The organism is Acinetobacter sp. NIPH 284, from assembly GCF_000369425.1.
GTDB lineage: Bacteria > Pseudomonadota > Gammaproteobacteria > Pseudomonadales > Moraxellaceae > Acinetobacter.
This window is the reverse complement of sequence record NZ_KB850008.1, coordinates 1-12,590: the sequence shown is the minus strand read 5'-3', so window position 1 is coordinate 12,590 and position 12,590 is coordinate 1. Positions and strand designations below refer to the sequence as shown.

Here is a 12,590-nt window from a genome sequence, read left to right as displayed (position 1 = left end):
TCTTTAAATCCATAAATAGGTGTCCACTTATTGGTTAGTGGACACTATCGGGGGATTGATCCACTAAAAATAGTGGTGATTCACTGGAGGCTTACTGTGATTGGGCTTTTTTGTTGAGTCTAAGAAGATGATTTATAAGAAATAAAAATTTGCATTACGCATAAGGTGTATTATGTTAATTTTAGAAATATTTAACGATAAATATGCTTCTCAGGATTAATACTAATTATCAAATGATCTTCAATATCACGAAATTTAGTTACTTGATAATCAGGTGTCTGCGGATTTTGTTTATCACGATTATCTCTTTTCACTCTGATAGCAGCATTGTTGTGACTTTCTAGAGCGACTTTGAACCTTTTTCCGTGATATTGGCAGTTTTCAAATGTATTAGCATCTCTTAGAAGATTTGTTAAATATAAAGCACCGTAGCTTTCATCTTGCGAGTATTCATTTAAAGAACATGAATATAAAATCAATTGCTGAGGTTTTGCCCTTTCAATTTGATTTTCATACAGCCTTCTAGCTTCTAATCTCGTCAACTTTAAAGAATCTCCAAACTTGTAAGACTCCATGCTCATTGAAGCTCTCGATTCAGTAAGAGTTTCAATTTCACTACGACAACAGTCATATATATTAATCTGCTTTTTACATAAATTTTCCAATTCAGACTGTGCTATTAACTCTTTATCATTGTTTATTTGAACATAAGTTTGTTGACGCTTATGTCCTCCATGACCTGTAAAAAAAACCATCATGTAGTCATAGCTATGTAATTTATCTATCGCTAATGCTAACTTAAGAAAGCTTAACGTAGGATTAATATGAACCTCAATTTCATCTGAGTTCCATGCCCCCCCAACAATATCTTTTAAAAATACCTGAATATGATCTATATCTTTAGAAACACCAGTTAACAGAGGATCTTGGTTGGCAATAATTATTGCTTTTTTCTTCATCAGTGTTTTCCTAGACATTTATTAACAAGTGCTACAAACTTTTCATCATAACTATCAATATTTTCATTCGGATCATTTAAAGGATCATTCCAATTTTTTTGGTGTAATCTAACCCATTCTTTCATATTAATATGCTGTTTCTGAATACATTCCAAATCATATTCACAATATTCAGCTAAGCGAGAAAGATAGTTAAAAACTAAATTGCAAAAAACGCTATATCTCTGATATCTATCACAATCATCTCCAATTTCAGCTTTGGTTTTATCCCAAGTTTCACAAAATTTCTTTGTCTCAAGATAAGGGTATGAAATAGCTATCTTCAAAATATCATCAAGCTGCTTATCTAGCTGGTCTAAATCAGCTTTTTTCTGATTCTCTTCTCTAATCTTTTTATCAATATTATTTTTGACGAAAAATAAGACACCTGATACAACAACCGATAATACAGTACCTAAAATTGCAGGCCCTATTTTTGACCAATCTACTCCAGTTACTACTTCAGGAACACAATTAATATCCACAGTATTTCTCTTATAAAGTTATATCACAATTATACATATTTAATTTTAACTATTGATATAGTTAATCTTTTTTTAGCGACAGGTTAAGTCGTATTCCATACTAAAATAAATATTTAGTTTTCTAATGCACTCACCTAATTCGGGCTGACGGAGCCACGCATAGGTCGTATCTACGCAAGGGGTAATTGTGCTTTCCCTTATAGAGAGCCTAGATATTTTTAGACTCCATTAGTTAACATAAAAACTCTTATGCGAATTCTAGCCCTGCAGAGGGCTAGATATAGCGATTAGACCCAATTCTCTAGCTTCAAACCATCAATCCGTTCAAATTCTTTTGTATTGTTCGTAACTAATACAACATCTAATGCCAAGGCATGAGCAGCAATCAGCATATCTAAGCTGCCAATCGGTTTACCTATAGATTGAAGATTCTGGCGTAATTTGGCGTAATGCCAAATGGCCTGTTCATCGTAAGGAAGAATCTCTAAAGGTGACAAAAACTTGTTTAACGCCTGTTTATTGCGTTCAGATCCAGACTTCTCTACACCGAAAGCCAGCTCAGATGCCGTGATACTTGAAATCGTAAGCTGGCCGAGTTGATATTGCTTAAAGCGTTCAAAAACGTGTTGAGGCTTATTGTTGATGACATAGATACAAATATTTGTGTCTAAGAGGTAAATCATCTGAACTCCTCACGGAACTGTTCGCCTTGATCATCTCGCTCTAACTGGAATCCAACCTCAAACTCATTGATGGCTTCTAACATGATATCCCAAGGATTGTCGATGGGCATGAGTAATACACCACGCCCGAAGCTTTTGATGGCCACTTCCGTGCCATTAAAGCGAAAGGCTTTAGGCAAGCGAACCGCTTGACTGCGACCAGTTTGAAATACTTTCGCAATTTCCATAATTACCTCCCGAAACAAAGATATATATCATTGATATATACCATAGCATTAAATCTTGTAGAGTCAAAGTGAAATTAAAATTATGAGGCAATAAAAAAACCCCGACATCCTGTCGGGGTTTTTCGTATTTGGTACTAGGGTCAACTCCTGTCATCCCTCGCGTCCTGTCGCTGATCTTGTTATTTTTATCTGGAACATCCTGTTCTCAATGAAGCCATGATATTAAATCGAGACATGTCTGCATATTGGTAATTTTCTTGAATGACTGTACGCCAGAACGTACATGGAGATATCCTCAAATTATCCCAATATTTGTCCGCAGGAAATGGGGATAAAATAGCATCAGAGAAGCCTTTAGAAATCAGAGGAAACGGAAATTTTGAGTATTTTTTAACCCATTTTATTGGCAAAACATTCCAAAACTGCTCAAAAAGCAGCCGACTTGTTTCTAAGTCGGCTTTTTAGTGTTTTTTTGGGTTATGTAAAATAATTAAATATTTGATATTAAACAACTTTTAAAAGGTGATTTCGCATAACACCCATTATGTTAAATGGGGGATTCTTACAAGCTTTTAGATAACTATTTTTGATTGTTTTTTAGTCTAAAAAAATTGTTTTTTGGGGAATGGTTTTGGTTTCAAAATGGATATCTTTAAATCACTAAGTTATTTTAAATGAAGGAAAGTGCAATGACACAAAATGCTAATACTCAAAAATCTGTAGTGAAGAATCCTAATAATTCTCAATATACACAGAATCAGATTAATCGTGGCAACCAATTAAACCCTAATCACAAACCTACGAAATCGAAATAAGGATGAAGATGATGAGCACAGCAGGTTGGCCAAGTACTACTGGTAATCCATCCGGTGGTGGACGTGACAATAATCCGCCCAAAGGTAAGTAATTTTAAATTACCTACAAAGTGCTCAACCACTCAGTGGTTGAGCACTTTCTTGTAAATCAATTGGCCATTGATCTGGTAGCGTATTAGAACGTTTATTTTTATAAAAATTAGAAAAAAATTCCCAAAACTCATAGTAGATTCCATGCATATAGGCGGTATCTTTAGGCCTAGACTCAGAATCATTTTGAAAAAACCTATAGATAATCCATAACAAGATTAGATTGTTATTGGCCTTATACTCAATTTCTATACCCTGCAAAATATTTATTGTTTCTCTGGTGATCTCTTTATTACCTGTAGCTTGACTATCACTACGATCAACAGTATCTGACATTAACCACAGAAAGTCTTTATAACTAATTGGAAAGCCTTCATTAGCCTTTTTTATAAAGTTTTCCTTTTTTTCAGTGTAATTTAATAAATAGTTCGAAAAGTTTAATCCATGGTAAGTAGATGGCCTGTCATCATTTAGTTTTAAAGCAGCAAATGTAGCCATTAGAGTCAATAAACTACGACTAGGATTAGTCCATATAGCCTTATGCTCACTAATTTTGGTAACAGTAGGCGAATTCAAACATGAGGTGCGACAGTTTCAAAAGCCTTATGATAATCAACAAGCTGAGCAAACTTCTCTAATGGTGTAAGCCAATCTAACGCTTTTCTAGGACGAGTATTCAGTGACATGGCAACTTGATTTAAATAATGCTGATCTGCCTGATTTAAATCAATTCCTTTAGGTAAATATTGCCTAATTAAACCATTCATATTTTCGCATGTGCCTTTTTGCCATGGTGAATGTGGGTCACAGAAATATACATCTATGCCTAAATCTTCTTCGAGTATTTTATGTTCTGACATCTCACGTCCACGGTCATAGGTCAACGTTTTACGCAGTTCTGCAGGTAAATATTTCAGAGCTTCAGTTAAAGCCTTGCGCACTGATTCTGCCTTTGCATCAGGTAATGTTGCCAAGATACAGAGCCGTGTATTTCGTTCAATAAGTGTTGCTATCGAACTTTTATTGTCTTTACCTTTAATTAAATCGGCCTCCCAATGACCCGGTATTTTTCTTTCTTGAACTTCGGCTGGGCGCTCATGAATAGTTTTAATATCCTGTAATATAGAATCTTTTTTAGGTTCACCGTTAGCTTTTCGCTTTTTATTTTCATGACGCAGACAGGATAATAAGTCTTTTTTCAACTCACCCTTTGGTAATGCTCGTATAGTTGAGTAAATCGTTGTATGGCTTACATTCATTGTTTGATCCAAATCAGGAAATGTCTTTAAACGCTTCGATATTTGCTGAGGAGACCATAAACAACGGATCGCTTCAACAATAAATCTCCAGAGAATTGAGTCGATTTTGAGTTTTCTGTGACCACGTCTACGTCTAGCGAAGGTGTTATCAGAAGCATATCGAGCTTGATAAACGTCATTGATGCTATTTCTTTTAAGTTCACGATAGATCGTACTAGGATGTCTTTTAATAAGTTCAGCAAATTTTCTGGGTGAAAAGCCTTCTTTTCTTGACTCAAGCATTAATGCAGTACGATCTTCAAAGTTAAGATGATGGTATGACAATTTTATATACTCCATAAACCCTTTAAATTAATTAGGTGGTTTATGTCGCACTTCAAGTTTTACTCTGCCGTACCATCCTTCCATTGAAAGGTTTTGGGATTCAATTTTTTTTGGAAAAGCCAACCTAAACATACTGGTTTGATATCATTAAAAAGAGAATGGTGAGTCAATATATCTAAATGAGAAAGAAGCGAATAAAGGCTTAAGCTAAACATACTTTGTGCAAGAATATCTGAATTTTTATAGCTTATAGCCTCGTTCCAAAAAGCATCCAAAGTTTGATCTTGAATTTTTAAAGATCCAAAATTAGCCAAAAATATTTTAAACTTATTAAAGTTCTGTTGATTTAAATCATTATTAAGATCATCAACCAATTGGATATGATCCCAAAATAAAGAAAATTCAATATCTCTAGAGAGACGAATTAATTTAAAAAAACTACTAAAATTGGTATCTTTACTAAAAAGGTTCTCTAACTCATTATTTAGTAATTTATAATTATTATTCAATACTTTATCTAGAGTTTTTAATATAATATTCTTCTGATTTTGATTCAGATCATTAAAGTCAGTGCTACCTAAATGTACAATTTTTTTGCTTTCATTTCTTATGAAAGCTGTCTGATTTTTATCTATATTAAAGAAGATCTGGTCTATGAACCTTTGGGTCAGCGTCATTTAAGGTCTCTAAATCTATTGGCTTAATCTTAGCTTATTTAATTCTGCTTAAATTAACATAATACACCTTATACGAAATGCGTTTGTAAGCCCAAAATAGAAATGTCCGGTTTACCGATTGCAGTCCTAAGATCTCAGAACGTAAGACTTTGATGAATACCCTGGTTCTCAAAACTCGAAACTTTGTTAAAAAGTTCTATCGAGGTTTATAAGTACCCAAAATGAAAAAATGCCTGAACTTCAGGCATTTTTTACGTCATCAATATCTAGTAAAAAGCTTACAGCGATCAAAAAATGAGAATTTTATTCTTGTGAATACGACTTAATTTTTTCAAAAATTGGATAGAAATCTAATCCCTCATCTTTCATCGTAGAAATCAACGCAACGATTACAGCGATATGTGTAGGAACCACACCTTGTTTACTGTAATTCGTTATCGAATTGGGTTTCATATCCAATAATGCAGCAAATTCCTTAATTGAAAGCCCTGCTTTACCGATAAGACGTTGAAATTCAGTATATGGCATTTGATTAAATTTATAGAAAAGGTGTCTTGAGATTATAGCATAGGGTTATATTTACATAAAAACACACAAAATTATGTGTTAAACACATATTTTTATGTGTTATAAATAGCTTATCAAGCAACCTATTTATCATCTCTATAGGAGAAACACACTATGTACTCATATCCTGATTCAAACGCTGAAAAGAAAATTGTACTTATGATCATCAATGACTTTTTCATTCAAAAAGCACATGAACTCTGGATTTTTTTGCAACTCGACCCGAGCTTTAACGACTATGAAGCAACAGTCATTTGGACTAGACGTTATTTAGAGGAGCATCCCGAATGCGAGTACAGCGATATTCAAAAAGCTTTCCGTTCTTGTTTCCCCGAAAATTTCTTTAACTTTGACTATTAAGTTATGAATCGTTTTTCCTCTTTTGTAGCATTTCAGAATAAACGCTATAAAAGAGGAACAATTTAGATCTGAAAAAAGAAAAAATGAGAGCCATAAACTCACTTTATGGGTATGGCTTACTGAGATAAACAGATTTAAAAATAAACCTTTTTCATGAACTTTAAGCCTTTTTTTTACAACTAAAAGACTCCTCGTCATACCATCATCCTTAATGATTTTCGAGCCTTTCAGGAATCCGAAATGAAATAAGGAAATAAGCAAGCCTACCCGTACACACAAAATTCTACGAATTTTGTGTGTACGGGGCTTGTTAGGGAGGAGACCTCCCTAAGACCCTCAAAAGCAAAAGCATTTTAATAGGGATGATGGTATGCGAACAAAACGCAAAGATTTCAGGCTCACCCAGCTACAGCTAGAGCAGCTTGAGAAACACCTAGAACTAGAAAACACCACTTTCACCGACTTCATTCATTCCCTCATTCAGCACGAGGTGATGAAAAATTCCGTGACCGTTCAACATCCTCATGATCAACAAGAAGATTCACCTAGAATCAAAACCAAAACTGTGCTTGAGGTCGTCAAACGCTATCAAAAAACAGACCCTGCTTTATTGCTCGAACTCGCCAAAATCGGCAACAACATTAATCAAATTGCACGCGCATTAAACATCATCAAAAACGCTGATCCGCAGGAACAACGCAAACTCGATATTTTCAGTATTCTTTTAGTTTTAAAAGCCATTCAAACAGAGCTAGAACAGGTATTTCCGGCTCTTCCAAAAATCAGCCGACAAAACCCGGAAAGACTTAAAAAACAGCTGTCTTCACTTCAACTTGCGGAGCAAGACGAAAGTGCATATTAAATTTTTAGAGCACGGCAAAGGTAGTCCAGTAAAAGCATCCGCATACGTACTCGACAAGCTGGATCACATGGGGAATGTTCGTGCAGGCGTGCAAGTTCTAAGAGGGGATGCAACCACCTTTAACGCGATTTGTGATTCCAGTCCGCATCTATGGAAATATACCAGTGGCATCATTGCATGGTCCAAAGAAGATGCACCGACAGACGAGCAGATTAAAGAAGTCCTAAACGACTTTGAACAACATGCCTTCGCAGGACTGGAGCAATCGCAGTACCACCTTTTTGCAGTCCTACACACCGATGATGACGGCTCAAAACACATCCACATTTTAACCCCTCGACTCGACATACAAAGCGGGAAGTCACTGAATATTGCACCGCCAGGGCATAAGAAACATTTCGACTCATTACGAGACTACTTCAACACGAAATATCAATGGTCCCGCCCCGACGACCTACTTTTGATGCGTACAACACAAGAGCCGAATCACATCGTAAAGCTAAACAAACAAGCAAAAAAGATTCTTCTCAACCAAAACATTGAGACACTGACCAAAAATCAGTTTTGTAAAGCATTTGATAACTACGTTCGAGCACTTTTAAGCACTCAAACAGTAAAGAATCGAACCGATCTCATCGATTGTATTAGTGCACTCGACGGTATTGATTCGATAAAACCCAGCAAAAATTTTTTAGCAATCATACTCGATAACGGCAAAACACATCGACTTAAAGGCGATTTTTATCATGAACAATTCGAAATTGAATCTTATACAGAGCATGTCAGAGCAGCAGCAGAAAGCAAGCCAACTGCAAACGAGCTTGCAGCAGCTCTCACAGACGCTGATCAACTTCGAGCAACTTATCGAGCAAAGCGAGCGACCTATCATCAACAGCACCATGCTTTTGCACAACGTACAGCAGACGACAGAAGCCGTAGAACTGCATCTACGCTCGATTTTGAGCGAGATAGAGAATCTATCACCCCAAGCAATACAAACGCTCATAACGAGCTATATGGAGCAAATACAAGCATTAAAAGTACAGCTATCGAATATCGATATATCGAGCATCAAAACCGTCACAACCAGCATCGATTCGTTTTCAACATCAATCCAGGCGTTACAGAAGCACATCAACAGCCAAGTCCAAAGCCTCAAGATCGATCAAAAGAGCTTACAGAACAGTATCCAAGCCCAAGCCCAAGTCCAAGTCCAACAAGCACTAGCAAACCAAAGCGAGCAGATCGAAAACAGCATACAAACCCTGCTCAAAGAAAAATTGAGTACCCAGAGAGCAACCCATACCTTATGGGCAATGATGGCTTTTGGAGTGCTGATTCTTTTAATGAATTTCTTACTCAGCTATCAAGCAAGTTCAAACTTAAAAACGATCACAGCACAACGCGAAGTGATTCAACAGAACTCACAAATAATTTCAAATCAAAACAGCAACATGTATTAATTACGGAAGAAAACTATGCAGACCGAAATCGACCATTTTTTGAAAGAGCAAAACGACTTATTGAGTCAACAAATCAACTTGTTAACAGAGCAAAACAACGCATTGAATCAACAAGTGAGTTCATTAAAAAACATCTTGAGCAAATACAGCGAAGTCGAGCAGAGCTTACAAAACAAAATCAGCAACTTGAAAAGAGAGAACGAAACCCAGCAGGCCTTAATTTCAGCACTGAAACAGGAGCTTTCAAAGCTCGAACAGGGCAACTTATCGGAGCAGTTACAGCAAGCATTTCAAAACAATGTGCTGATCCAATTACAGACGCAATTAACACAAGCTTTGAAGCAGCTGGATTTAAACAGCATTGTCAGCAACTTAGTAAACACAGCATTGAAACCCATTCAATCGAATATCAGCTCACAGCAAGCAGACCTCGAGAACGCACTCTTGAAAATCTCGCAACTGAAAGTACCCGACAACTTTTACGAAGATTTAGAGATGCAGAGCAAGCAAATCGACATGCTCGTGGAGACAGTAGAAAGATTAATCGAATTAATCAACAACTTGGTCAACTAGAAAAAATAGCAGCGGAGATTCGACTGATGCCAAAGCCAGCCACAGATTTTCAATTTAGTTCATTGCGCAATGACAATTATTACCCCGACTGTGTTCTCTATCACAAAGAACTATGTGATAAACAGCAACAAGCCTATGACAGCAAAAAACTATCTCTATTAATTGATTACACAAAGAAAAAGGCAGAAAACCTAGAAACCTACATGAGCCGAGCAAGCTCAAATCTGAACAGATCAAACTATGAAAAAATTGAGCAGATCATCAAAAATGATCAACGCATGCTGAAATATCTGCAATGCGAGAAGATTTTAGAACGGCAAGATACCCATTTTGAGCAGCACCGAGCTGCATACCAAACCTGTTTAATGCATTTTGAGAATATCAAACGTGATATTGAGCAAATTAAAAAACCGTCCTCTCAAGATAATGTTTCTCAGAATAGCTATCAACCTGAATACAAAGCAAAGCCCCAAAATGACTTAGATTTTAACTTTTAGTTAATCTAAACAATGATTTACCGAGCGAAGCGAATTCCGAGTTGCTTTTGATCTTGCTTTTGCCTTTTCTTAAATTGACGGAAACATGAACTAAAAAATTGCCCCGACGAATCGAGCGAAAGCGAGATTCAATAGAGTTTGAGCGAAGCGAAAACCAAGGGCAATTTTTCATGACTCATGCTTTTAGTTATTTTTAATGCTTTTAAATGCTTTTAAGCAAGCTGAAAGCCTTTATATACGGATATTACAGGAGTTATAAAGCTAGGTTTATCGACCTATAAAGCTAGGTTTATCGACCTATAAAGCTAGGTTTATCGACCTATAAAGCTAGGTTTATCGACCTATAAAGCTAGGTTGTTTGATAACCTAGTTAAAATAAGGTAATGTATATTTTTTTTAGATAAGAATAGATATGTCATCTTTAGTAGTAAAAGATAATACGTTAATTCAAGCAAGTTATACGCTTGATACAGCAGAACAGCGTCTAATTTTGCTAGCTATTGCTGAAGCCAGAGAAACAGGAAAAGGAATTACTGCAAATAGCTTGTTAAGTATTCATGCTAGTAGCTACATAAACACATTTCACGTAGAAAAAAATACAGCTTATGAAGTTTTGAAAACAGCATCAAAGAGCCTTTTTGATCGATATGTTACTTATCATGATATTAACCCGATAACGCAGCATGATCGTAGTTTTCACTGTCGTTGGGTTGATAAGATCGGATATGAAGATAAGTCTGGTATAGTTTTTATGCGTTTTACTAAAGATATAGTTCCTCTAATTACACGATTAGAAGAGAACTTTACCAAGTATGAACTTCAACAAATTTCAAGACTTACTAGTGCTTATGCTATTAGATTATATGAACTTTTAATTCAATGGAGGACGGTAGGAAAAACCCCCATTATTGATTTAACAATTTTTAGAGGGCAGCTAGGAGTTGAAGAAACTCAATATAAAACTATGAGTAATTTTAAAAGATTTGTTTTAGATTTTGCTTTAACTCAGGTTAACGAATTTACAGATATAAAAGCTCAATATGAGCAACATAAAACAGGAAGGATCATTACTGGATTTAGTTTTAAGTTCAAATCTAAAGTCAAAAAACTTAATACACCACCACAAAAGGAAAAAGACGATTTTATTAATTTTTCTGAAAAACAATTAAAGTTTTATGCAAATAAGTTATCTAAATTAAATGAGCTTTCACATATGGCTCCAGTAGGCGGTGGATATGAGGATTTTGAGAATAAAATTAGTGAAATGCTAAAGGATCAAGAGAAACAAAAAGTTTTCATACCATATCTTAAAAAGTTGTCTCTTATTAAATAAGATAATGATTTTTAAAAAATATTATCTTATATATGGGTCGATAAACCTATTTTTATATAACACTAATATGTTCTTGTGTACACATTATCGATATCAACTCACATAACTTACTTAAGTTATGTAAGTTGATATTGTGAGCAATTTTTATTAAAATCTTCAACCTACATAAGTTGCATAAGTTACATAATAATGATTATTCTTGTCGGCGGTGAAAAAGGTGGCTCAGGGAAAAGCTGTCTTGCACAAAATTTAGCAGTTTATCTTCAACAAAAAGATCGTGACATCTTACTTTTAGATGCAGACCCTCAAAGCACCACAACAGATTGGATCAGGGAACGAGATGCCAACTCTGATCTTAAAAATATTCCTTCAGTTCAAGCAGCTGGCAACATCCGACAGGTTTTAGATGATCTATCTAAAAGATACCAAGATATTATTATTGATGCAGGTGGACAAGATTCAGAAGCCCTACGCTCAGCAATGACTATTGCTACACATATGCTATTGCCATTTAGACCAAAACGTCGTGATTTAAAAACTTTAGTTCATGTTGAACAGCTTATTAAATTAGCCAGAGCTGTGAACCCTTCTTTAATTACCCGAGCTGTAATTACTCAATGTCCAACACTACCTAGTCAGGTTCAACGTATTTTAGATGCGAAAGATGCATGTCAATCCTTTGGATTAATTCCTCTCAATCAGATTACTACTAACCGTAATGTATATGATGATGCAGATGAAAATGGCTTATCTGTATTTGAAGTCGACTCAGATAAGAAAGCTGTGATTGAAATTGAGCAATTGGCACTGGAATTTTTAGGAGAGCTGTAATGGCACTAAAAGGTTTAACAAAATCAGCTCAAGAAACTAAAACCACTGAACAAAAAATTGAAGAATTTATTAGTGGTTCTTCGAAGCGTGTTAAAAACTTAGAGGCATCTCAACAAGTCTATCGTCGATTTACTTTTTCACTGACAGAAGAGGTTAGTAAAGAAATAGATGATCTACTTGTAGAGTCTCGAGTAGCAAAAGCTAACCGTTCAATTATCCTAAAAGCAGCGATTCATCAGTTACAAAAGCTCTCTCCAACAGAATTACAAGATGTAGTCTTAGAAGAGGTTAAGTAATATACGCAAGTTACTTAACTTACGTAATTAATAGGACAAAAAATTTTAATTAAACTGAATAAGACTGTGAAACATGAAAAATCAACAAAAAAGCCCAATCAGGTGTGATTGGTAAGCATCCAGTGAAGCCCACTTGAACTCAAGCAGGCTTCCAATTATGCGGCAGCAGCGCTTCGATATCTTTCATTTTATGTGTTGGCAGCCTTTTCAACACATCACTGAGATAGGCATACGGATCAAGACCATTCAG

At 35.5% G+C, this 12,590-nt stretch carries 15 protein-coding genes; 6 read left to right on the top strand and 9 right to left on the bottom strand.

The features are described 5' to 3' along the window. Positions 1-191: 191 nt before the first annotated feature. From F908_RS00800 to F908_RS00765, 8 genes are all read right to left on the bottom strand, one after another. On the bottom strand, positions 192-959 hold the full coding sequence (locus F908_RS00800) for a caspase family protein (RefSeq protein ID WP_005156002.1): 768 nt from the start codon (positions 957-959) through the stop codon (positions 192-194). After that, positions 959-1,483: a hypothetical protein gene (locus F908_RS00795; RefSeq protein WP_005156000.1), complete on the bottom strand. Its 525-nt coding sequence runs from the start codon at positions 1,481-1,483 to the stop codon at positions 959-961. The genes F908_RS00800 and F908_RS00795 overlap by 1 nt, the downstream gene beginning before the upstream one ends. A 287-nt stretch (positions 1,484-1,770) precedes the next feature. Then, complete coding sequence (gene vapC, locus F908_RS00790; protein ID WP_005155999.1) at positions 1,771-2,166, bottom strand: type II toxin-antitoxin system tRNA(fMet)-specific endonuclease VapC; 396 nt, start codon at positions 2,164-2,166, stop codon at positions 1,771-1,773. Continuing rightward, on the bottom strand, positions 2,163-2,393 hold the full coding sequence (locus F908_RS00785) for an antitoxin (RefSeq protein ID WP_005155998.1): 231 nt from the start codon (positions 2,391-2,393) through the stop codon (positions 2,163-2,165). Before F908_RS00785 ends, vapC begins: the two co-directional genes overlap by 4 nt. A gap of 929 nt (positions 2,394-3,322) precedes the next feature. Beyond that, positions 3,323-3,796: a hypothetical protein gene (locus tag F908_RS16175; protein WP_081399854.1), complete on the bottom strand. Its 474-nt coding sequence runs from the start codon at positions 3,794-3,796 to the stop codon at positions 3,323-3,325. A 74-nt stretch (positions 3,797-3,870) separates the two neighbouring features. Then, positions 3,871-4,839, bottom strand: coding sequence for an IS30 family transposase (locus F908_RS00775; protein WP_228761473.1), 969 nt, complete (start codon positions 4,837-4,839; stop codon positions 3,871-3,873). Between the two features lie 101 nt (positions 4,840-4,940). Beyond that, positions 4,941-5,558, bottom strand: coding sequence for a hypothetical protein (locus F908_RS00770; protein ID WP_005155989.1), 618 nt, complete (start codon positions 5,556-5,558; stop codon positions 4,941-4,943). Between the two features lie 303 nt (positions 5,559-5,861). Then, complete coding sequence (locus F908_RS00765) at positions 5,862-6,086, bottom strand: hypothetical protein (RefSeq protein WP_005155986.1); 225 nt, start codon at positions 6,084-6,086, stop codon at positions 5,862-5,864. Between the two features lie 153 nt (positions 6,087-6,239). Here F908_RS00765 and F908_RS00760 point away from each other — a divergent pair, with 153 nt between their 5' ends. The 6 genes from F908_RS00760 (at position 6,240) to F908_RS00735 (ending at position 12,340) form a co-directional block, all read left to right on the top strand. Continuing rightward, positions 6,240-6,485 (top strand): hypothetical protein, encoded by a 246-nt coding sequence (locus tag F908_RS00760; protein ID WP_005155984.1) that lies wholly within the window; start codon positions 6,240-6,242, stop codon positions 6,483-6,485. Between the two features lie 370 nt (positions 6,486-6,855). Continuing rightward, positions 6,856-7,347: a plasmid mobilization relaxosome protein MobC gene (gene mobC / locus F908_RS00755; RefSeq protein WP_005155983.1), complete on the top strand. Its 492-nt coding sequence runs from the start codon at positions 6,856-6,858 to the stop codon at positions 7,345-7,347. Then, on the top strand, positions 7,337-9,880 hold the full coding sequence (locus F908_RS00750; protein WP_005155982.1) for a relaxase/mobilization nuclease domain-containing protein: 2,544 nt from the start codon (positions 7,337-7,339) through the stop codon (positions 9,878-9,880). Before mobC ends, F908_RS00750 begins: the two co-directional genes overlap by 11 nt. A 412-nt stretch (positions 9,881-10,292) precedes the next feature. Next, a complete protein-coding gene (gene repM, locus F908_RS00745; protein WP_005155981.1) occupies positions 10,293-11,213 on the top strand; it encodes a replication initiation protein RepM in 921 nt (306 codons plus the stop codon). Between the two features lie 189 nt (positions 11,214-11,402). Further along, positions 11,403-12,044 carry an AAA family ATPase gene (locus F908_RS00740; RefSeq protein WP_005155979.1) on the top strand — a complete coding sequence of 214 codons (642 nt, stop codon included), beginning with the start codon at positions 11,403-11,405 and terminating at the stop codon, positions 12,042-12,044. After that, positions 12,044-12,340 carry a hypothetical protein gene (locus tag F908_RS00735; RefSeq protein WP_005155976.1) on the top strand — a complete coding sequence of 99 codons (297 nt, stop codon included), beginning with the start codon at positions 12,044-12,046 and terminating at the stop codon, positions 12,338-12,340. The genes F908_RS00740 and F908_RS00735 overlap by 1 nt, the downstream gene beginning before the upstream one ends. A gap of 139 nt (positions 12,341-12,479) precedes the next feature. Here the strand turns inward: F908_RS00735 and F908_RS00730 are convergent. Next, the coding region (locus F908_RS00730; RefSeq protein WP_034602528.1) for a transposase domain-containing protein at positions 12,480-12,590 on the bottom strand (111 nt) is incomplete at its 5' end.